General features: G+C 49.4%; 17 protein-coding genes and 1 tRNA gene. 7 read left to right on the top strand and 11 right to left on the bottom strand.

Features of this window, described 5'->3' with window-relative positions; genetic code table 11:
• Positions 1–3: 3 nt before the first annotated feature.
• The 6 genes from SGI97_01655 (at position 4) to SGI97_01630 (ending at position 7,183) form a co-directional block, all read left to right on the top strand.
• Positions 4–411, top strand: coding sequence for a GNAT family N-acetyltransferase (locus SGI97_01655; GenBank protein ID MDZ4722607.1), 408 nt, complete (start codon positions 4–6; stop codon positions 409–411).
• Between the two features lie 163 nt (positions 412–574).
• Entirely contained in the window at positions 575–1,423 is an 849-nt protein-coding gene (locus SGI97_01650; GenBank protein ID MDZ4722606.1) for a deoxyribonuclease IV, read from the top strand.
• Positions 1,424–1,688: 265 nt separating this feature from the next.
• Entirely contained in the window at positions 1,689–2,741 is a 1,053-nt protein-coding gene (gene ychF / locus SGI97_01645; protein ID MDZ4722605.1) for a redox-regulated ATPase YchF, read from the top strand.
• A gap of 101 nt (positions 2,742–2,842) precedes the next feature.
• Positions 2,843–5,239: an endopeptidase La gene (lon, locus tag SGI97_01640; protein ID MDZ4722604.1), complete on the top strand. Its 2,397-nt coding sequence runs from the start codon at positions 2,843–2,845 to the stop codon at positions 5,237–5,239.
• An 18-nt stretch (positions 5,240–5,257) separates the two neighbouring features.
• Positions 5,258–6,799 (top strand): NAD(P)H-hydrate dehydratase, encoded by a 1,542-nt coding sequence (locus tag SGI97_01635; GenBank protein ID MDZ4722603.1) that lies wholly within the window; start codon positions 5,258–5,260, stop codon positions 6,797–6,799.
• Between the two features lie 310 nt (positions 6,800–7,109).
• Positions 7,110–7,183, top strand: a tRNA-Arg gene (locus tag SGI97_01630).
• Positions 7,184–7,851: 668 nt separating this feature from the next.
• Here SGI97_01630 and SGI97_01625 read toward each other — a convergent pair.
• The 11 genes from SGI97_01625 to SGI97_01575 all read right to left on the bottom strand — a co-directional run bounded on the left by SGI97_01625 (position 7,852) and on the right by SGI97_01575 (position 21,452).
• A complete protein-coding gene (locus SGI97_01625; GenBank protein ID MDZ4722602.1) occupies positions 7,852–8,382 on the bottom strand; it encodes a signal peptidase II in 531 nt (176 codons plus the stop codon).
• A gap of 16 nt (positions 8,383–8,398) precedes the next feature.
• Positions 8,399–8,782, bottom strand: coding sequence for a TraR/DksA C4-type zinc finger protein (locus SGI97_01620; GenBank protein ID MDZ4722601.1), 384 nt, complete (start codon positions 8,780–8,782; stop codon positions 8,399–8,401).
• A 14-nt stretch (positions 8,783–8,796) separates the two neighbouring features.
• Positions 8,797–12,069: an isoleucine--tRNA ligase gene (ileS, locus tag SGI97_01615; GenBank protein MDZ4722600.1), complete on the bottom strand. Its 3,273-nt coding sequence runs from the start codon at positions 12,067–12,069 to the stop codon at positions 8,797–8,799.
• A gap of 789 nt (positions 12,070–12,858) precedes the next feature.
• The gene (locus SGI97_01610; protein ID MDZ4722599.1) at positions 12,859–13,707 is read right to left on the bottom strand and encodes a phosphate ABC transporter substrate-binding protein; all 849 of its coding nucleotides are present in this window, start codon (positions 13,705–13,707) and stop codon (positions 12,859–12,861) included.
• 23 nt (positions 13,708–13,730) lie between these two features.
• Entirely contained in the window at positions 13,731–15,020 is a 1,290-nt protein-coding gene (locus SGI97_01605) for a porin (protein MDZ4722598.1), read from the bottom strand.
• A 722-nt stretch (positions 15,021–15,742) separates the two neighbouring features.
• A complete protein-coding gene (locus SGI97_01600; GenBank protein MDZ4722597.1) occupies positions 15,743–16,099 on the bottom strand; it encodes a response regulator in 357 nt (118 codons plus the stop codon).
• A gap of 46 nt (positions 16,100–16,145) precedes the next feature.
• A complete protein-coding gene (gene hflX, locus SGI97_01595; protein ID MDZ4722596.1) occupies positions 16,146–17,252 on the bottom strand; it encodes a GTPase HflX in 1,107 nt (368 codons plus the stop codon).
• A gap of 271 nt (positions 17,253–17,523) precedes the next feature.
• On the bottom strand, positions 17,524–18,099 hold the full coding sequence (locus SGI97_01590; GenBank protein MDZ4722595.1) for a hypothetical protein: 576 nt from the start codon (positions 18,097–18,099) through the stop codon (positions 17,524–17,526).
• A gap of 17 nt (positions 18,100–18,116) precedes the next feature.
• Positions 18,117–18,551, bottom strand: a complete 435-nt coding sequence (locus SGI97_01585; protein MDZ4722594.1) for a YciI family protein — start codon at positions 18,549–18,551, stop codon at positions 18,117–18,119.
• Positions 18,552–18,587: 36 nt separating this feature from the next.
• Positions 18,588–20,798 carry a hypothetical protein gene (locus SGI97_01580; protein MDZ4722593.1) on the bottom strand — a complete coding sequence of 737 codons (2,211 nt, stop codon included), beginning with the start codon at positions 20,796–20,798 and terminating at the stop codon, positions 18,588–18,590.
• A gap of 78 nt (positions 20,799–20,876) precedes the next feature.
• The gene (locus SGI97_01575; protein ID MDZ4722592.1) at positions 20,877–21,452 is read right to left on the bottom strand and encodes an AAA family ATPase; all 576 of its coding nucleotides are present in this window, start codon (positions 21,450–21,452) and stop codon (positions 20,877–20,879) included.
• Between the two features lie 118 nt (positions 21,453–21,570).
• On the opposite strand from SGI97_01575, the gene SGI97_01570 reads away from it, so the two are divergent.
• On the top strand, positions 21,571–22,749 hold the full coding sequence (locus tag SGI97_01570) for a M24 family metallopeptidase (protein ID MDZ4722591.1): 1,179 nt from the start codon (positions 21,571–21,573) through the stop codon (positions 22,747–22,749).
• The last annotated feature ends 15 nt before the right edge of the window (positions 22,750–22,764 follow it).

The following is a 22,764-nucleotide window of genomic DNA, read 5'->3' as shown; positions in this document are numbered from 1 at the left end:
TAAATGCCCATTGCCTACACTACCGAACCGGATTTGACCGCCAAAGAATTCATCGATCTCCTCAACCGCTCAGGACTTGCCGCTCGACGCCCGGTCGATGAACCCGAGCGTATTGCTGAAATGGTTCAGTTTGCTTCGCTCATGCTCTGCGCCCGCGACGGAGATAAACTTGTCGGTATCGCTCGCGCTGTGACTGATTTCAGCTTCTGTTGTTATCTCTCTGATCTGGCTGTCGACAAAGCCTACCAGGGACAAAAGATCGGACAGGAGTTAATGCGTCTCACCCACGAGGCTTCCGGCGGCGGCAGGGTGACATTCCTGCTTCTTGAGGCCCCAACCGCAGCGGGATATTATGGGCATGTGGGTTTTGAAAAAGCCTCCAACGCCTGGCTGATAGCGCGGAAGATATAGGGCGCCGCGGGCTGCGCTTAGCCGTGCAGTTAGGCGACTGGAAGCCTCGTGCACCGGCTTATCCCGGTTACGTCATCGCTACAAGAGAAGAACAATTTGATTTTATAACCTCCAGTCATTATTATTTCTACAGTAAACAAACTGAACAGCGGAGTCATACTCTATGTTATTCGGAGCCCATGAATCAATTGCCGGCGGAGTTTTCAACGCCATCACCCGGGGCCAAAAGGCAACCTGCGGAACAATCCAGATATTCAACAAATCAAACAGCCAATGGCGCGCCAAAAAACTCGAAACAAAAGAGTTGGACCAGTATTTCAAACTCATCCTGGATACAAAAGTCACAGTTGCCACCTCGCACACAAGCTATCTGATCAATATCGCTTCGCCCAATCCGGAACTGAATAAAAAATCCTACCTTGCCCTCAAAGAGGAGATGGAGCGCTGTGAACTATTGAAAATCCCCTGTCTTGTCATGCATCCCGGCTCGCATGTCGGTTCAGGCGAAGAGACTGGTCTCAATGCAATAGTCGCTAATCTCATTCGCCTTTTCGATGAACTTACCAACAACAATGTCTGTCTCCTGCTTGAGACGACCGCCGGCCAGGGCTCAAACCTCGGCTATACCTTTGAGCAGATCGCCTATATCATCGACCATGCGCATAAACATGCCCAGCTTGGGGTGTGCATGGACACCTGTCATGTTTTTTCCGCCGGATATCCTATTAGCGATCCGAAGGATTACAAAAAAACAATGGCCACTTTCGATTCTGTCATCGGATTGAAACGACTTAAAATAATTCACATGAACGACAGCAAAAAAGAATTCGGAGCCAAAAAAGACCGGCATGAGCATATCGGAAAAGGCTTCATCGGTCTGGAGGCATTCCGTAATATCGTAACAGATAAAAGGCTTGCCGCCATTCCCAAAATTATCGAGACTCCCAAAGACGAAGACACGCTTGCCGAGGATATTGAAAATCTGCGCGTACTGCGAGGGCTGGCGGTGTGATCAATCAATAGCTCTTGTTTGGCTTCTCGTGCAGGCCGTCTCTGGCCTGCACCCTATGGCGTACTCTGTGGCTGGTGTGGCAATCTCATATTCTCTTATCTTGTAGCGATTCCGCCGCGGCGGACTGACTGTCTTGACGTGTCGGGCAGGATAACTGCCCCGTCGGGGTCGCCCGACACCACAACATAGATGCTCTTGCCCAAATAGATGTTCTCCCCCAACTAACTCTTGCCTCAGAGAGCCGATAGCCGTACCATTACCGGCTATGAAACTTGGGATTTTAGGCAAACCACAATCGGGCAAAACAACCGTCTTCAATGCCGCCGCAGGTATGCAGGAAGCAGTCGGTGATTTTTCGCAGGCTGTGCACCGTGCCGTCATCAAAGTACCCGATTCTCGGCTGCAGACCCTTGCCGAGCTGGTCAACCCCAAGAAAATCACACCCGCCGAAATTGAATTTCTCGATGCTCCTGGCCTTTCCGGCAAAGGAAAAGAGGGTGCCGGACTTGAGATAAGCTCCGATTTTCGCCATATGGATACCTATATAATGGTGGTGAACGCTTTCGCCCCCGACGCCAATCCGACGGTCGAAATAAAAAACCTTATCGATGAATTGATTCTGCTCGATCAGGCGATGATTGAAAGTGCGGTCGTGAAGAAATCGAAGAAAAGCCGCATGACCGGCGACAAAACCGAAACACGCGAAATCGAACTGCTCCAGAAACTTCTGGCATTTCTTGAACAGGAAAAACCGCTCATAGATTTGGACTTGACCGATGAAGAACTAAAGCTCATTCGCGGGTATATGTTTCTCTCTCTGAAACCGCTCCTGATTGTGCTAAATATTTCCGAAGACCAGTTGGCGAACTCGAGCGCGATATACGAAAAACACAAAAGTATTGTTTCACCGGGACGCCGTGAACTTGCGGTTGTGTGCGGAAAAGTAGAGATGGAACTTGTCGCCCTCGGCGACGACGAGCGTGAGATGTTCATGCAGGAGTTGAAAATTTCCGAACCTGCCGTTTCACAGGTTATCCAGAAATCATATTCCCTGCTCGGACTTATTTCATTCCTTACCGCGGGCGAGCCCGAAGTGCGGGCCTGGACAATCAAACGAGGCACAAACGCGCAAAAATCCGCCGGAGTTATCCACAGCGATATTGAGCGTGGTTTTATTCGCGCCGAGATAATTAAGTATGCCGATTATGTTTCCCTGAAAACTCCTGCCGCAATCAAAGCCGCAGGCAAGATGCGCCTTGAGGGGAAAGAGTATATCGTCGATGACGGCGATGTCGTGATGTTCCGCTTCAACGTCTAAGGCCAAGGGGAACTTCTACTTTGTCCACACGTTTTTATCTTTAGATGTTCATTTTTTGCTCATCAAGGCCGATAAGTTAAATAGAGGTTTTTAACATAGAGATGACCAAAGTGCTGGAAAGAAATATAGTCAAATCAGAGACTGAGACCCAGGTATTGCCGATTCTTCCCCTTAAAGGAATAATCGTTTATCCCTATCTGGTGGTTCCGCTCATGATCCAACAGGTGGAGCAGACTCGTCTTGTCGATGACGCCCTCATGCAAGGATCACGAATAGGTCTCTTTGTCCAAAAAGACCCCAAAGAGGAAAATCCCGGTCCCGATGGGCTCTATCATGTCGGCACTGCCGGCAATATCCTCAAAATGCTCCGGTTTCCCGATGGCACCGTCCGTTTTCTTGTCCAGGGATTAACTCGCATCAAAGTTCGCCGCTTTCTGCCCGACTCGCCCCATTTAACGGCTGAAGTTTTTGAGTTGGATGAAAACGAAGACGACTCGCTTCGTCAAACGGCGTTACAGAGAAATTTCATCGACCGTATAAAGACACTTGTGGAACTTGCGCCGTATCTAAACGAGGAGTTCCATGTCTCGGCCATCAATCAAGACACCCCTTCCAAGCTGACCGATTTTGTGGCATCGAGCCTGAATATACCGCTCGCCTTTAAACAACAGTTGCTCGAGGAACTCGATGTCGTCAAACGAATGCAAAAGCTGTATCAGGCGATAAATAAAGAGATCGAAGTGCTTGAGCTGTCGCAAAAAATTCAGGCCCAGGCCGCAAGCGAACTTGGAAAATCACAGCGCGATTATATTTTGCGCGAACAGATCAAAGCCATTCGGCGTGAACTTGGCGAGACAGATGGCCCGCGCGACCTCGAAGACCTTGAACAAAAAATTGCCGATGCGAAAATGCCCGAAGCCGTCGCCAAGACGGCCATGAAGGAATTCGACCGCCTCTCTCACATGGCTCCGTCGTCGGCTGAATACACTGTCTCCCGTACTTATTTGGACTGGCTGGTCTCGCTCCCGTGGAGTATCAGCACGACTGATATTCTGGATTTAAAAAAAGCCAAGCGAATACTCGACGAAGATCATTTTGATTTGGAAAAAGTAAAAGAACGGATACTGGAATACCTTGCCGTCCGTAAGTTGAAGGCAAATATCAAAGGGCCTATCCTCTGCTTTGTGGGCCCTCCTGGAGTTGGAAAGACATCGCTGGGGAAATCCATCGCCCGCGCGATGGGACGCGAGTTTGCGCGTATTTCTTTGGGTGGCATGAGGGACGAGGCTGAAATTCGCGGACATCGTCGAACCTATATCGGTTCCCTGCCGGGACGAATCATCCAAAGCTTAAAACGGTGCGGCTCGAACAATCCGATTATCATGCTTGACGAAATAGACAAACTCGGTTCCGACTTCCGCGGCGATCCGGCATCTGCGCTTCTTGAAGTGCTCGATCCGGAACAGAACGACTCTTTCACTGACCATTATCTGGATGTCCCCTTCGACCTATCGAAAGTAATGTTCATCACAACCGCTAACTGGGCCGAGCCGATATCCCATGTTCTCCGTGACCGGATGGAGTTGATTCAGATCCCGGGTTATACCGAAATAGAAAAATTGGCCATTGCCAAGCGGCATTTGCTTCCCAAACAGTTGGAGAATCACGGTCTGTCCGAGAAGAATCTTGAGGTGAACGACGACGGCCTCCGGACTTTAATTGAAGATTACACCCGCGAAGCCGGTGTGCGTAATCTCGAGCGGGAAATCGCCTCGGTCGTTCGCAAAGTAGCCCGCAAAGTGGCATCGGGAACTACAAAGAAAACTTTGATCAACGCCCCGGCTGTCGCGCGGCTTCTTGGCCCAAGACGATTCTCGCACGAAGTTCTTACCCGCTATGGGCGTCCCGGTGTCGTCCCCGGTCTTGCCTATACGGCCGCCGGCGGGGAACTGCTTTTTGTCGAGGCGACATTAATGCCCGGGAAAAACGGGATGATGCTCACGGGTCAGTTGGGAAATGTGATGAAAGAATCGGCTCAGGCCGCGCTCTCATTCATTCGCTCCAATGCTGCGGATTTAGGGATTGCATCACAAAAATTTGAAAATCAGGAAATCCATATTCATGTCCCCTCAGGCGCGACACCCAAAGACGGGCCATCGGCGGGAATCACAATGGCTGTGGCATTGGTATCCCTCTTCACTCAGCGTCCGGTCAAACCAGCTCTTGCCATGACCGGTGAGGTTACACTTCGCGGTGAACTGCTTCCCATTGGCGGACTTAAGGAAAAGCTCCTGGCCGCGCTTCGCGCCGGTGTGACGACCATCATTCTGCCAGCCGAAAATCGCAAAGACACAGTAGAATTGCCTGCAGAAATTAAGAAGAAGATCAAAATAAAGTTCTTTTCTGATGTCCTCCCAGCGATTAAGTTTGCTCTTGATGTTCCTGTCACTAAAAATAAAAGACAGCCGAAAAAGAGCAAATCCAAAGCCTCGGCCTAAACTGAAAATCAGAAAAATATGAAACTGGTCACAGCCGCCCAAATGCGGCGGATAGACCGTCTCACCTCCGAGCAGACCGAACTCTCCAGCGCGCGTCTGATGGAGAACGCCGGATCGGGTATTGCTGAATTAATCATCTCGGCCCTGCTTCCCGCCTCCGAAGGAAGCGTGATTCACATTTATTGCGGGCGCGGTAATAATGGCGGCGATGGCTTTGTTCTTGCCCGTCATTTGGCTGAGGAAGGTGCGAGTGTGACAGTCTTTTATATCGGACCCACCGAGAAAATATCTCAGGAGACGCGCCTGAATCTCGACCATGCAATTGCTGACGGTATTCACACGGTTGAGATTTCATCCGTTGACGATCTGCCGCACCCGGATGAATGTGACCTTGTTGTCGATGCAATTTTGGGAAGCGGCTCCGAAGGGGCGCCTGAAGGACTTGCCGCCGAAATGATCGAGCATATAAACCTGCATGATTGCATTGTCGTCTCTGTCGATATCCCCTCCGGTGTAAATCCCGACAGTGGCGAAGCAGTTGGGGCGGTGGTAGAAGCCGATTATACGTATGCGCTCGGTCTGCCAAAGTATGGACTTTTCCTCACACCGGGGCGGGAGCTGGCCGGAGAAATCGAAGTCATTCCTATCGGGATTCCTGATGAGATTGTCGAGAGTGTCGCAAAAGATTGTCTGCTTCTCACCGATGATGCGGTCGCAGATCTACTTCCGGAGCGGAAATTCGATGGCCACAAAGGGGAATTTGGAAAACTTTGTGTGATTGCCGGATCGACCGGACTCACCGGCGCGGCGGCGCTCGCCGGTTTAAGCGCGTTGAGATCGGGCTGCGGCACAGTTGTCGTGGGCACACCGGCATCTGTTCAGCCGATACTGGCGATAAAACTGACCGAAGTGATGACCCATCCCTTGCCCGATGTCGGCAAAAAAGGAGCCTTGGCGCTTCGCGCCCTTGGAGAGATTCGCGCCCTGATAAAAAAGCATGACGCGGTTGTAATCGGCCCCGGGCTTGGAAGGCACCATGAGACGTTTGAACTGGTACGGCGGCTTGTGGCAAAAATGGACAAACCATGTCTTATCGACGCCGATGGACTCAACGCTCTTGCTGGTCAACTGGCAATGTTGAGAGATTGTTCTATCCCGCCGATCCTGACTCCGCACGGTGGAGAATTTGAGCGGCTGACGGGATTAAAAACGCCGGATGACATTCACCAGCGAATAGCGCTTGTTCGAAAAGTTGCCACAGAGAATAAGATTGTATTGGTGTTAAAGGGAAGTCCGACTTTGGTCGCAACTCCGGCAGGCGAGGTTTATCTCAATCCGACTGGAAATAACGGCATGGCAACCGGGGGGACGGGCGATGTCCTCTCAGGAATAATCGGCTCGTTTCTTGCGCAAGGGATGACGCCGGATGCCGCAGCAGTCTGCGGAGTCTATGTTCATGGATTGGCTGGTGATTTTGTAGCGGAAACTTTTACTCAGCGCGCCATGATTGCCGGCGATATAATGGAGAGTCTCCCGTATGCCTTTGAGTATCTTGAGTAGCCGCAATTAAGACGCTTATTTATTTGATGTTCCGTTAGGTCTTGCCGGCCTTCTTAGGGCAGAGGTGCTGAGACTTCCGAAGTCCGCCCACGGCGGATGACCTGACGGTCACCTGGTGCGTGGCAGAGACGCCTCGCACGAAGAACAAGGAAGCGCAGTCAAGGCCCTATCTTGTCATTCCAACACATTGTCAATCCCGTCCCCCGTGGCGGACTGACATTTAAGGCCTTTCCATCTCAGACACCCAACTCAAAGGGGTTGACAAAGGGCGGTGTATGTTCGTAGTTTCAAGCTTCGAAAGATTCCTTACGCGCCCGTAGCTCAATTGGATAGAGCGTCTGACTACGGATCAGAAGGTTGAGGGTTCAAATCCTTCCGGGCGTATAAAATCTGCCGATTCCCTGCTGATGGCCAACAACTTACACAATGTTGCTGGCTTTTTTATTGGCTGGCACAGGAGCGAAAAGAGCATCTGACTATGACCTGCCACTTCAAGAACGTTTGTAATGTTCCGTTAGGTCTTGCTCACTTCAAGCGAACAGCCGGATTAGAAATCGATGATGAAAAACCCACCCGCTGGGTGGGTTACAAAGAAAAGACTATTTGGAAACCCACTGTCCAACGAGCCTGCCCACTGTGGCGCGGCAATCTCAGTTTTCTTCACTCCGGTGCGCGACAGGGACGTCCCGCACGAAGACATTTATACTGTAATTCCTCTTTAAATCTTCGTGCAGGCCGTCTCTGGCCTGCACCACCAATAAGAGCACACCGCCCACCGTCCGCCGATGGCGGAGTGGGGTACCCCAAATCACAACAAGTATCACTACATGTCGTTGCGAGGAGTGAGGCGAAGCCGAATGACGCGGCAATCTCATATTTGCTTTGTCCGTTCAGATCCCGTAGCCCAGCCAACGGCTGGGTTTTTCGTGCCCAGTGTGAGAATAAACAAGTTGCTGAGATTTGGTGCGGGACTGAGACGCTCCGCACGAAGACCAATGCGGTACGAGAATCAATGAGAAGGAAGAGCTGTTGCAATCACTTAAGACGAGTGACTACGAATTCTCTGAATGATTGGTGAAATTGGGCGCAGTCTCAACGGCAGTTGCTCCAACCGATTCCGTTGGCGGCTTTCTAAACATGGTGAGCAGGATAAAAACTATGGCGCAGGTGATTGCGGCATCGGCGATGTTAAACGTCCACCATCTCTCCAGCCGGTAACCGAAAAGGGACAGGTCAAAAAAGTCGACATCGATAAAATCGACAACTTTACCGATTCTTATTCTATCAATAACATTTCCGAGCGCTCCTGAGGCAATAAACGAAAGCGGCAGGGCAATCATTTTATACGTGCGGTTTGCGTAGATATAATAGAGCAGTAAGGGGAGTATGATAAGGGCGGTGATGAGATAATAGCCCGATGGCCCGAAGTTCGTCCCCATCGCGCCCCCTTCATTGTAGACCAGCGTGAACATCAGAAAATCGCCGATGATCGATTTCGACGGCTGCCCGGTAAGCGCGTCCACCGCCCAGATTTTGGTTATCTGGTCGAGAAGAACGACAATAGCAATTATAAGGGCCGGCATTCTCAGCCAGCTAAACTTATTTGCGGCCAGCTTTTGCTTCCTCTTCAGCGGATTTACAGCCTATGCAAAGCCTCGCATGGGGGACAGCTTCGAGCCGCGCGGTGCTTATCGGTTTATTGCAGACCGTGCAGATTCCAAACGAGCCATCTTTGATGCGAAGCAGGGCCTGGTCTATATGATAGACAAGCCGGCCTGATTTAGAGGCAAACATGAATGCCATTTCGCGATCCATAGTGTCCGTGCCCTGGTCGGCCATGTGATAGGAATACGACGAGATATCTCCTGACGCTTCTTTCTGGTTGGCATTTCCGCCAGGATTGACAATGCCCATTTCATCGAGCATCTCTTTCTTCTTTTGCAGAAGCAGGACCTCATACTTTTTTGCATCGACTTCTTTCATACATCTCCTCCGATTTATACTCGGGCCACCGCGATGGCCGCTTTTTCGCCGTTGATGTTCCACTCGGTGCTCTCGCCGCTTGTCGGGGAGGCAAAAGAGCCGTTGTCTGTAAACTCCATTTTATCAGCTAAAGTTTCACGACGGATAAAATCTTCGTGCTTTGTCACCGCCGTTTTTAACCTCGGTGACACCGCAACTTTGATTGTTATCTGGTCAGTGACGTCAAAACCGGATGTTTTCCGCAGATTTTGAATCTTACTAACCATTTCTCTCGCGAATCCCTCATCAAGTAAATCTTCTGTCAGAACAGTATCGATGGCCACCGCAAGCGGGCCATCGACTTCAACGGCCAAACCTTCCTTTTCGGTTCTAATGATTTCCACATCTTCTCCCGTCAAGGTAAGCAAACCGGATTTAAGGTCAACATTCAAAGAGCCACTCTGGGCAAATTTCGCGACTGCGGAATTATCCAACTGAACAATATGCGCCGCAACCGCTTTTACCTGCGCCCCCAATTTTGGTCCGGCTGTTTTGAAATTCAGCTTGGCAGAGTAGGTGACATAGTTATCAAGGTCAGCTTCTGCAATCTCTTTAATATTGAGTTCGTCTTTGATTATATGAAGAAACGGCGCAAGTGTCTCAAAAACGTTCTTTCGCTGGCCTCCGATAAGAAGCCGCGAAAGCGGCTGGCGAACTTTCAGATTTTTTCGAGAGCGCGCGGCGCGTCCGAGTGAGACAATCTTTTGAACTAAATCCATCGCTGATTCCAGTTCTTCATTGATAGAAGAAGATTCCGTCTCAGTTGGTTTCTGAGTGTAAGTGAGAGTTGCCTCACCGAAAGTTAATTTGAATTCACCTAGTTCAGCCCTAAGTACGTTATGTTTCGTGAATCGCGTCATATGAACCGACAATGGCGACTTCAGTGTTCTTGTTTTGCGGACAAGCTCCTGCCAGAGCAGTTCGCTTATAAACGGCGCAACCGGCGCGATGAGTCTGCAAACACCTTCAAGAATAGAATAGAGCGTATGATAGGCGCGCATCTTGGACGGATCATCACCAGCCGCCCAGAAACGACGGCGGTTATTGCGGACATACCAATTCGACATATCTTCAATGACAAAATATTGAATCGCTCTAACAGGTCGAGTGATTTCATATTTATCGAAATCCGCAGTGACATTTCTCACAAGCGATTGATATTTTGAGATAATCCAATTATCGAACTCCTCTGATTCTCCGGCCTTTCCCGCGAGATATTCTTCGACTGTTTGGCTATTCTTGTCGGCTTTGTCAACCACGTCGTCAATGTTGGCATAGAGCGCAAAGAAACTATAGGTGTTGCGGAGTGTGTCGAAAAATTTCCGCACGACTTCGGCCAATCCATTCAGATCAAATCGCGTCGGCAACGAGGGATTGGAAACCGACACCAGATACCATCTCACCGGATCGGCGCCGTAGGTGTCGACTGTAATAAACGGATCGACCACATTCCCTTTGTGCTTGGACATTTTCTTCCCCTCTTTGTCGAGGATGAACTCAATCACAACAACATTTTTGAATGCCGGTTTGTCAAAGAGCATCGTCGAAATAGCCAGAAGGGAATAGAACCAGCCGCGAGTCTGATCGACCGCTTCAGAAATAAAGTCAGCCGGAAATTTTGATTCAAACACCTCTTTGTTTTCAAACGGATAATGCCACTGCGCATAGGGCATTGCGCCCGAATCAAACCAGACATCGATAAGCTCGGGCACTCGTTTCATAGTCCCACCGCAGTCACAGCGAAGCTCCACTGCGTCGATATACGGTTTATGTAAATCTAGATCAGACGGGACATTTATGCCTTCGGCGCGAAGCTGTTCAAGCGAACCGACCGCCCGCTGTTTCGCGCAGGCTTTATCTGTGCAAATCCAAATCGGAAGCGGTGTTCCCCAGAATCGCTCGCGCGAGAGCGCCCAATCGACATTGTTCTCAAGCCAGTTGAGCATTCTGCCGGTGCGGATTTCATCGGGCACCCAATTGATGGCATTATTATTTTTGAGCAGCTGCTCGCGGAAAGCGGTCGTTTTGATATACCACGACTCACGCGCGATATAAATAAGCGGCGAATCGCACCGCCAGCAGAAGGGATAGTTATGCTCGTACTGTTCCTTTTTGAATAACCGTCCGGCGATTTTCAAATCCTTGATGATGACCGGATCGGCGTCTTTGATGAACATCCCTTTGTATGGCCCGGCGATATCTTTGAAATGCCCATTCGGCTCGACTGCCTGCAAAACGGGCAAGTCGTACTTTTTCCCGATCTCATAATCATCGGCGCCAAAGCCGGGCGCGATATGGACAATTCCGGTGCCGTCATTGAGGGTGACAAAATCGCCAGTGATAACATAGAACGCTTTATCGCTTTGGTCTTTGTATGTATCAAAGAGCGGGATATATTTACGCTTCAAGAAACTCTCGCCTTTGGCGCGAGCAACTATTTTTGGAGGTTCTGTGAACAGTTTAGGCACGAGTGCCTCAGCCAAAACCAACTTTTCACCTTCATGCTCGACAGTCACATAATCGGCATCGGCTTTCAAACAGAGCGCGGCATTCGATGGCAGCGTCCAGGGCGTCGTCGTCCAGACCAGATATGAAAAATCCCCGTCGGCCGCCTGAACTTTGACATAGACCGATGGGTCTTTGATCATGGCATATCCCTGGGCGACTTCATGACTCGAGAGGCCCGTTCCGCAGCGGGGACAGAAGGGGATTATTTTGAAGCCTTTATAAATCAAATCGCGGTCATAAAAATTCTTTAGTATCCACCAGACCGATTCGATATAGTCATTTGTCAGCGTGACATAAGCATCGTCGAGGTCAAGCCAATAGCCGGTGCGGCGGGTGATTTTGCGCCAGTCTTCGAGATATTTGAAGACCGACTCGCGGCATTTCTGGTTGAATTTGTCGATTCCGTATTCGATGACTTTGGCTCTGTTATCGAGCTTAAGCTGTTTTTCGACCTCTATTTCGACCGGAAGACCATGCGTATCCCAGCCCGCTTTGCGGTCTACCCGGAAGCCTTGCATAGCCTTGTAGCGGCAAACTAAATCTTTGACGGTGCGTGAGATAACATGATGAATGCCCGGCCGGCCATTGGCAGTCGGCGGGCCCTCGTAGAAGACAAACTGCGGACGATCTTTAGCGGCCTCGTTATAGGCCGTGAACACGTCCTGTTTGTTCCAGAACTCGAGGATTTTCTCTTCGGCTTTGGGCAGTGAAAAATTGTCTTTTAGCGGGTCAAATTTCATTTGTTCCATTTCCTAAATAACCGCCAATAATAGTGGATTTATGGTGATTTGTAAAGAGAGGAATATAGGGGGAGGGGGTATCTTTTCTTCCTGTAGCCCAGCCAACGGCTGGGTTTTTCCTGCCCAGTGTGAGAATGATCAGGTTCTTCAGGTTTGGTGTGGGGCGGGGCGCTACGGGTAAAGTAGGCTTACACATGGGTAAAATAATAACCCACCCGTTGGGTGGGGTACAAAGAATAGCAGATCATAGTGTCGGACAGAGACGTCCCGCACCACGGATATGACCACACCGTCGCGACCAATGTCGGAAGTGTGGTGTTCTCTCATTGTCATTCCAGCGCAAGCTGGAATCCATCTTCATCCTATTTTGTAACGATTCTGCGGCGGCGTGCTCTCTTCCTCTGTAGCGATTCCGCCTCGGTTCGCCGCAGGCGAACGGTTCAGCGATTCTGTATTGCTCGTGAATAAGTCCTCACCCTCCCCACGTCAATAAGTAGAGGGTAAAGAAAAGATCACACCGTCGCGACTAATGTCGGGAGTGCGGGACAAGAAATCAAAGAGAAGAGGGACCCCCTAGCTTTCGCTGGGGTGACACTACAATAAGTCGTTGCGAGGAGTCCCGCTTCGCGGGATAAACTGCGCGACGCGGCAATCTCAGTTTCCTGTTCCGTCTGGCCTTGGTCACTTCGAGCGAACAGCGAGGAGTGTGTGTGACCTGACGGCCATATAATCGGCGGGTTCGCGGGCGAGTGCGCCCTGCACCACATTCTTTTACAACCTAACTGACCTCTATTTCACCGGAAAATAGCCGACCTCGATAACAAGCCTCTGCCCCTTTTCTGACAATACAAAATCCACAAGCTTCTTCATATCCCCGGTCGGTTTGTTCCTAAGATACCAAAAAAGATTGCGAGAGAGCGGATATGCGCCGGATTTGACATTTTCAGCCGACGGCTCAAACGCTTCCGACACATCATCTTTTTTAACCTTAATTTGTCTGACTCCTTTGCTGAATGCTGCGCCGCCATAACCAATCCCGAGTTTATCTTTTGACACGGCATTCACAACCGCTGCGGTCCCGGGCAGTGTCTGGGTCTGCGGCGCAAAGTCCTCCCCCTTTAGCACATTGTCTTTGAAAAAAGTATATGTGCCGGAACTGTTCTCACGGCCATAGAGAATGATATTTGCATCCGGCCCGCCGACTTGGTTCCAATTTGTAAATTCGCCGGTATATATTGCCTTAAGCTGTGGGATACTCAACTCCTGAATGCTGTTGTCGGCATGGACGTAGACAGACAACCCGTCTTTTGCTACCGGTATCTCGACCCCGACAGTATTAAAGCGTTCTTTAAGTTTGTCGATCTCCGATGACTTAATCGGGCGCGATGACTCGCAGATGCTTGTTGTGCCATTGATGAGCGCCGCGATACCGACACCCGACCCTCCGCCTGTAACCTGAATTGTCGTCTGCGGATTTATTTTCATATACGCTTCGGCCCAACGCTGCCCAAGAAGAATCATCGTATCGGAGCCTTTGATCGTGATTGATTCGCGGGCCGAGATTTCTTTTTGCGCCACTGCGGTTATCAAGAAGAAAGCCGCGGCGATACATACTGTTGTCAAGCTATTCATTTTCATATTTTCTTATCCTTTTCTAAGTGCTATATGGCGAATTGGAATTGAAGTGTGAATCGGTTATCTGTGATATCAGCCGGATGCTTTCTGAATGTGGACCGTCCTTCAAGCAGGCTCGGAATATCATAAGCGGCGGTGATACGGACATAACTGTCGAAATAATAATGTCCCGCAAGCGACAAAGTGCCAATTGCATCATTGGCAGCGGTTGCATCTGTATTGGGGTCCCAGTAATCATAGCGAACTGCCGCGCCGAATTTCGTGCTGAGAGACTGCGAGAGCCAGAGGTACCAGCCGATTTTTGATGCGAGCGAATCCGCGGCAGAATTGTTATAATCCTCGGCGATAAAAAGTTCGCCGCGAAAAGCTGTGCCTCCAAAAGGAAGAATATCAAGATAGACTTGTGCGTCGGCTCCATACCGCGTTTTGTCCTTTTCAAACCCTGCTACTGCGGATTTGGCCGCAACCGGAGCAGTGGTCGTGGTCTCACCAGCATCGATAATACTGTTACCGTTGGCGTCAAACCATGTCGTAACTCCCGCTCTGGCGGCAACAGAGGGACTTCCGGCTAAATAATTTTTACCCCAGTAGCCGGAGATTCCTAAGTCAACCATTCCCAGCTTTGCTTTGGCGCGCGCCACAAAATCCTTTGCAATAGTGGGGTCATACCATGTCGGCGATTTTCCTTCGGAGCCCTCGATTCCCCAGCCCTGTAACAGAGCGATATTGAACTGTAGATAACGCGGCATGACATAGGTGAAATTCAATCCGCGGTCACGCTCTCCTTTGAACAATTTATTCTCAGCAAGACTTCGCTCGGGGAAATCACGTTTCGACGATGAGTATTCTATTTCATAGCCGAAAGGGATATTGAACTGTCCCGCTGTCAGCGCGAATCCATGTTCACCGAATCTCTTGTTCAATTCCACATATGCTTCTTTGAGCGAGATAGATTGTTTGGAGGCATCGATATAGAAAACATATCTGCTCGATGTCAGCGGCTGAAAGGTAAATTTGAGCCGTCCGCGTCGGATATAAAAGTTATTAGCGTTTCTATTTTTGGAATAGTCTCCGTTCAAAACACCGTTCTGCGATGTATCATTGAGTTCGTATCGTGCCTGAAGGTAGCCGGAGACCTTGAGCCATTTCAAAATGGAGAGGTCGCTGTTGACCACGGCAAGATTCTCATTGATACTTTCTACCTGCCCGTGGAGCCGATCGTCTCCAATGTTGGCAGAGTCCTCGCTCGATTGCGCGAATACGCCCGATGAAAGAAGCAGAGCGGCTACTAAAACCCATTTTGTTTGAATGACCATAATCTTTTTCCCGTCCTTAGTTCGTAAAAGTTCGTTTTTGTCCTAACCACAGCTTCATTAAGTTGGAATTATGTTAGTGTATTACATGTTCAATGTTAGATATTGGTTAGATAATGTTGGTTTCCCAGTGCAAAGAAAACGGGTACGACTGGTTCATACCATAGGGTACCCCACTCTCGACATTCGTCGGGACGGTTGATTATTCTTATTCCCAAGAATTAGAGTGGCTGGTGTATGTCCCCGTGCACCAGCTCTTGTACCACACTCCGCCGCGGCGGACGGTGTGATCTTACTTCTTTTCTGTGGTGTCGGGCGCCCCCGCCCGACACTATAATTTAACTGTCCGGCAGAGACGCCTGACTGCACATATTGTTCTCTTCGTGTGGAACGTCTCTGTCGCGCACGAAATATAAAGAGAATATGAGATTGCCATGCCGCGCCTAAAAAGCTCGGCCCACAATGACGGTGCTTCGAATGTTTGCTTTAATTCTTGTACCACACTGCTTGCGGTGTGACCCTACTGTTGGTGCAGGCCAGAGACGGCCTGCACCAAGATCCAAAGAGGAATTACGCAATGAAAATGGCTTCGCGGATCCACCACGGCGGACAGGCTTCCCCGCCCTACTGCCTGAGCATAAGCGTGTCGTGTGAGGATAACCGCCCGGTCGCGGCCAACAACATCGCACATCTTTAATTATCGGAGAATTACAATCAGAAGAAATCTAAAGCAGTCTATGCAACAACTGTTCGATATCAGACATCAGCAGCGGTTTCCCAAGAAAACCATCGGCCTTCAAATGCCCGGCCTGGGATTCGATCTCTGCGACCGAGTACCCTGAGATGAGCACCACCGGAATAGCAGGGTAGAGGCTCTTGACCTGCTGCAACAATTCAAGTCCGGTCATATTAGGCATTCGCATATCGGTGATAACCATGCTGATCCCGCCTTTGTGCAACTCGGTCAATGCCTGCGTTCCATCGGCAGCTCTGACCGACATATGATCAAAAACTTCTAACATCTCTGAAAGAAGAGAAGACATATTCGGATTATCGTCGACAATCAGTATTTTTTTGGCCATTCATTACCTCCTCCGCTATTATCGGCGAGAGAGGCAGAAGGTTGAATTATTTTTTATAGGAGGGAATACGCTCGGCTTGAGCCACAATTTCGGCCTTAAGGGCCGCAATCCCAGTCTTTTTGAGCGCTGAAATAGAAAGACTTGGACTACCGGTACCAATAGGTGTCTCAAAACCGGGGAGAGCATCGACTTTGTTATAGACCAATATATAAGGGACGTTCTCGGCCCCGATTTCTACCAAGACCGATTTTGTCTGAGCTATCGCGCTCTCATAGTTCGGGTCCGTCGAATCGACCACATGCAACAATAAATCTGCCAGCGCCACCTCCTCAAGCGTGGACTTAAATGACTCCACCAACTGATGCGGCAATTTCTTAATAAATCCAACGGTATCAGAGAAAACTATCTGACAGGGGTAATCGGCCGACATGACCCGCGTCGTTGAATCCAAAGTAGTAAAGAGCTTGTCCGCAATTTCGACTTCGGATTTTGTCAACACATTGAATAATGTCGATTTGCCGGCATTGGTATATCCCACAAGCGCGATTTTGAAAAGACCCTGTCGTCGTTTCCGCTGGGTCGCGCGTTGTTTATCGACTTGCCCAAGTTTCATCTTTACATGGCTTATCCGGTCGCGAACACGCCGCCGGTCAATTTCCAACTGCGTTTCACCCGGTCCCTTTGAGCCGATGCCGCCGTATTGTTTTGAAAAATGTACCCATGCGCCAGTCAGTCTTGGCATTGTATATTCCAACTGCGCAAGTTCCACCTGAAGCCGAGCTTCGGCGCTCCGGGCGCCGTGGGCAAAAATATCGAGAATCAAAACCGAGCGGTCGATAACTTTTGTTTCTAACTCGGCCTCAAGATTTCTCTGCTGGGCGGGGGAGAGGGCGTCATCGAAAATAATGCAGTTGGCATTGAGTTCGACGGCCTGCTCTTTCAGCTCCTGCACCAAGCCTTTGCCGATATAGGTCGACGCCTCAGGTCTTGGACGGGTCTGAATTCGTCTGGCAACCGTTGTCGCTCCAGCCGTCTCGGCAAGACGGGTCAATTCATCGAGCGAGTCTTCGACAGCGGGCCGTTCTTTTGAACTGCTTGCCAAGGCAACTAGAATTGCCCGCTCCGGTATTTTTTTGTTAGTGCTCTTGGTCATAATGTAAAGATAATAACCCGAAGGTGGGATGGTAGTTCCAAATGAGAGCCGGCCAGATTATTTAGAGTCAAAGAGGAGCGATGAGATGGACTCGTGTTCGTCAGTCCGTGCTGTCGGTTGCTCCTTCCCAACAGTGATGTAAGTAGGGCGGGTCCGTCCGCGAACCCGCCGAAAGCTGTGCGGTACATGGATCAAAGCTAACTTTCCCAGTACGTCGTTGCGAGGAGTGCCGTCTTCGGCACGACGCGGCAATCTCGGTTCTCTTAATCTTCTAATGCCTACAACCCATGTATTCTCCGTACTCAATTGAAAGGCTATCACCCGCTTCGTCGTAGACAACCGTCAGTCCCTTAAATCCAAGATCACTCATTCCAGGCAGAGTAAATGTATTATTGGGATTAATACGCGAATATTTAAAGTCATTTACATTAGTTGCTTTCCCTACTAGAGGCAGTTCCAGACTTTGCATTGAAAACAATTTTCCTTGCCTTGCACTGAAACGATGAGCAAACCCCCAAACGAAAAATTCATCGGTAAACAAGGTGATGAATTCATTAATGCCGTCACAGTCAAAATCCATGGAATAAGATTCTACCAAATTTTGATCCACCGATAATTTTGACCATACAATTTCCCAGACAGTATCACTCTCGTAACGTGCAATTGCAAAGCCACGCGGTAAAACCGTATCACACTTACCTAGTAAATACAAAATTAAACACTCCGAACTATTCTCAGAAGTATAGACTATTTCCTTGCAGGTTGTGGGCAAAGAGTCGCCCTGAACAGTATCCTGAATCGGATCGCTAAAAAGCTTGAGAAATAATAATCCAACAGCAAATATCATTTATAGTGCCTCCCTCCCTACTTCCTCAGCAACGCGACCGTAAACGGGTGTATCTCTTTTAAAACAAACACGCCGGCCTGAACGGCAGGATCACCGTGGGCAATTTCACGAGCCTCGGCTTCGGTCTCGGTTTCAACTACAATAAGGCCAAATGCCGCATCGTCGCATGGCCCGGCAAGGATAATTTTCCCCTCAGCGTGAAGCCCTTTCAGGCGTAAAAAATGCTCGCTGACTTTTGTCTGTTCTTCTTTTGTCATCGTCTCAAGAAAATTTGCCCGAGTAGGGGCAATCAAAATAACAAACTGTTTCTTCGCCACTGGCTGTTCTGTCGCTGCTGAGTTATCAATGCCTGTTTCATCGGCCAGTGTCAGGCGTTGGCTTCCCATAATTGCCAATGCCGAAAGCGCCAGCACGAATATAATTCTCTGCGCCGTGTGTAATCGTGTTGTCATGATGTGATACCCCGCCTCCTTTATCGATGTGTGTGTCTACTGTTTTTTTACTTCGCCTTTTGAAAGCACGCTGTAAAGCTCGTTAAAGACAACTTCTTTGGGCTGTGAACTGAAGGGCCCGAGCTCAAAATTGTTAGCCCCCGATTTCAATATATGCCTTGAGTAAACCGACGCCCCGGCTCCGTCTGCGACCCGCATCAGTACCGGCATTGAAAATGCCTGATCAACACCTTTTATATTAACATCGGTCGTGACATAAAACTGATTGTCGCGTGTCTCGTACGTATATCCGCCGCTAAACTCAGGAAGATTACGTCCAAAAAGCCATTGACTAAAAAACCAGTCAAGCGATTGCCCGTAATGTTTCTCGGCAAGTTTAACGACATCAGCATTCGTGAATGATTTGTTATTGGTCAACACGGCAAGTTCTCGCACAAATTTCCAAAATGTCAGATCCGACGATTTGTCTATGTCATACATGAGCGAGCGAAGCATATGTAGCACCCAGACTCCCTTTGCTGTTCGGGCAGTGACATCCAAACGCCGCCCTGTGGCCAAGGGTTGGTCGTCGTTGCGTTCCTGAAGGGTGTGCATGAAATTTCTGCGCCTTCCGAGTTCTCCAAAGAAAATCTCCGGCCCGACCGCATCTTGTATATAGAGCAGGCTGAGATAATCAGGAACGGCATCCAATAGCCAGTACTCACGGTCGCTCGCAGGACGTGCCAGTCCGCCGAACCACTGTCGCGCGGCCTGGAATCCGGCTGTGGCATGAAGTCCTCCGGTTTCCTCTTTGAAACACTGGACTTGTGGAAGTTCGATAAGTCCGGGCAAGCTCATTCCGCCTTCAGGAAAAACGGAGAGATTGAAGGTCGCAGGCGGAGCGCCCAATTTACTTGTCATGAAATTAAATGCGCTCATGACAACACTCTGGTATGTCTCATGCGGAATGAAGCATTCGAACTTATTCTTCGTAATACTCTTTGATTTCAAAAAATTGACTGTGACCCCGATATCGCTCACCAGTGACACTGTGTCAAAATTCGAGGCATAACTCTGGAATGACAATAGATGGTATGGCTCGTCCGGTTGAACGGTAAAGTGCACACTGTCATCATTTTTTGGCGTTATTTCGGACATCCCCGGAACAATATATGTAAATCCATTGGGGGCAATAAACTCAATTGAATGCGGTGTGGCCTGCGGCTGAGTAAGGAAAGGAAAGAGATTCGCGTAATCTTTTCCGTGATAAAATAAACGGAGCGCGAACGAGTCTCCTTTATGGTAATACTCAGGAAATATCAGCCCGACAAAACTGAAATCCCCGCGCCGGTAATAATCGAGCGGTTTATTGCCTATAAAAATCGAATCGAGTTTCAATCTGCTGTGGAGGTACAGCGATGCAAATCGCACACTGTCGGCATTGACGACTATGCCGAGCGATATGTCCGCGCCTTCAATGACATCCCCTTCGGCGCCCCCCAAGTGCAATTTCCCTTTGCGGTCAAGCAGTGAGAGCGGATAATCGATTGTAGACATGTCCAAATCGGCGGTCACATTACTCTCGGTGCGCTGAAACACTGCGGCGTCCGTTGCCGAGATATCTCCGCCTTCACGCTCGTATCCTACAATGACCTCCTCAGGGCGATTCGGATCAAACGAATAGACATAACGGTTGAAGTCTATCCAGAAATAGCCATCGGCCTTCCGCTCATAGACCGAGCGAAGAAGTTGAAAGTTATTATCGCTGATATGCATGACAGTTGGCTTGAAGAAAAATTCTCCCTGCTCTTTTTTTGTAATCCCGAAATTACGCATATCAAGTTCCGTCTGCTCCAAGGCGAACTTCTCCCTGACGAGAAGATCAAAATCATCGGCCATTCGGATAAAACAGAAAGTAAATGCCTGATCGACGGTGCTGTCGCGCGTGATGGAAATCAGCGTTTGTCTTTCTACGTGGCTGGGTATTGCTACCTCGGCTTTGCCATCTCCGATATATATAGCTGTGGTGGGGCGGTCGTTGACATAGCGAAGAAAAAACATCTTTCCGTTGGTAAACGTAAATGTGGCCGCGTCTTTTTTATAAACAAAGTTGGTGATTGTCGCCACTTCACACGGATTGTTGAGCAGATCGAGTTCCAAAAGCTCATAGTTATTTTTAAACTCTTTCATGAATTTAGAGTCGGCGGCGATTGTATTCAGCGGCGAAAACAATACAAAAGCGGCCAAAGCCATACATATTCTGTTCATATACTTTTCCCCTATCATGCGGTTCTTTCTACGGCTTATGTGACATTGTACAGACGCCCAAAGTGGGCGAAGTGTCTATTATCTTCTTTGAGACGTGTCAAAGGTAGCGAGAGTTTCCATGAATTCCTTGTATTTTTCCTCAAAATCCAGTTTTGCTCCCACAAATTGATAACGCGGATGGCCACCTGTGGCGTTACCGCCCGAGTTGTTCCCCTGCCAGGCCGAGCGGATGGCCTGCTCTATTTCCAAGGCATCAGAGATCGACTCCAACCGGACGGCATCCTTTATATAGTAGCGCTCCCCCAGACTCGCGGCGCTTCCCAAATGAATGACGCCCGTATACCGCCGATATTCTCGCTGGAGGGTGGTCCCGACAAATGCCAGTGTCTCGGGGTGGAAGGCGAAGGCATCGATCGTCCCGCGGTCGCTGATAAACGGCCTGCCCGAAACAGCATCCTCGCGGCGTACCTGCTCGGCATAGATACGCTTATGAAACTCTTTTAGGTTGGCGCGGTATTCCGGTTTTTTGATTAATAATCGCCGGGCAAGCTCATCGAAGAAAACCACATCCTCAAATTCAGGGAGCAGTTTCAGCCGTTCAATAAACTCGGTCTTGCCTGAGCCTGGCGCGCCGGTGATAACAATTTTCATCATCTCCGTTTCCATGTACAGATCAATCTATCCTACTGATTTTGTAGTGTCAAGATGTCTCCGGTTAAGTATACTGCCTGAGTCGCAATAGACATAAACAGAAAAGAGGAACAGGGAGACAATGAAACTGCCAATCGACACAATTCAAGGCTATTTAAAAAAGCACGGTCTCGATGGCTGGCTAATGGTCGATTTCCACAGCCGCAATGATATCGCCGTGCAGATGCTTGGCCTGCCGACCACTCTCACCCGGCGTTTTTGCTATTTTATTCCGTCATCCGGCAGCCCGACTGCGTTGGTACATAATATTGAAAAAGCCAAATTCTCCGCCCTCCAGGGCACCATTATTCCATTTTCTTCTTACCGCCTTCTTGAATCTGAACTGCAAAAACTGTTAGTAGACTGCAAAAAGATAGCCATGGAGTACGCCCCCCACGGCAGGCTCCCGTATATTGGCCTTGTCGATGCCGGCACCATCGAACTTATCCGCTCTTTCGGGTGCGAGATTGTAACATCGGCCGACCTTGTTGCCTTCTTTCAAGCGAGGCTCTCGGTTGAGCAGATAGCCACCCATCGCATTGCCGCCAAAAATCTTATAGAGATCAAAAGTAAAACCCTCAAACATATTGCCGACTGCCTCAACACAAACAAAAAGCAGACTGAATTTGATATTATGAATTACATGCTGGCTCAGTTTGAAGAATATGACATGATTAACGACCACGGCCCCAATTGCTCTATAAACCAGAATGCCGGCAATCCGCACTATGAGCCAACCGCAGAAAACGCCCAAATCATTAAAAGGGGAGACCTGATTCTTTTGGATATCTGGGCAAAACTGAAAATCGATAACGCCGTCATGGCCGATATCACCTGGATGGCTTTTGCTGGCAGGAAATCCGAAATCCCGCCCAAATACAACGAGCTCTTTTCGGTCCTCGCCCACGCCCGCGATGCAGCCATCCAGTTTCTTCGCGACAACATCGACAAACGCCAAGTTTTTGGCTACGAGGTCGACGATGCCTGCCGGAATGTCGTCATCGCCGCCGGTTACGACAAGTATTTCACCCACCGTACCGGCCATTCGATCACGACATCAACCCATGGCACAGGCCCGAATATCGACAACCTCGAAACCGAGGATCGTCGTGTGCTCCAGCAAGGCCATCTTTTTTCAGTCGAGCCGGGGATATACATGGCTGATTGCGGATTCCGGACCGAAATTGATGTCTTGATCAGTAATGAAGGGGTTGAAATCACGACCCTCCCGCTCCAAACGGAGATTGTGACACTGTTCTAACCCATGTTCATCACT

Source organism: Candidatus Zixiibacteriota bacterium (genome assembly GCA_034439475.1).
In the GTDB taxonomy this organism is placed as follows: Bacteria; Zixibacteria; MSB-5A5; order GN15; family FEB-12; genus JAWXAN01.
The sequence above is the reverse complement of the archived record's forward strand: the minus strand, read 5'-3'. Positions and strand labels throughout refer to the sequence as shown.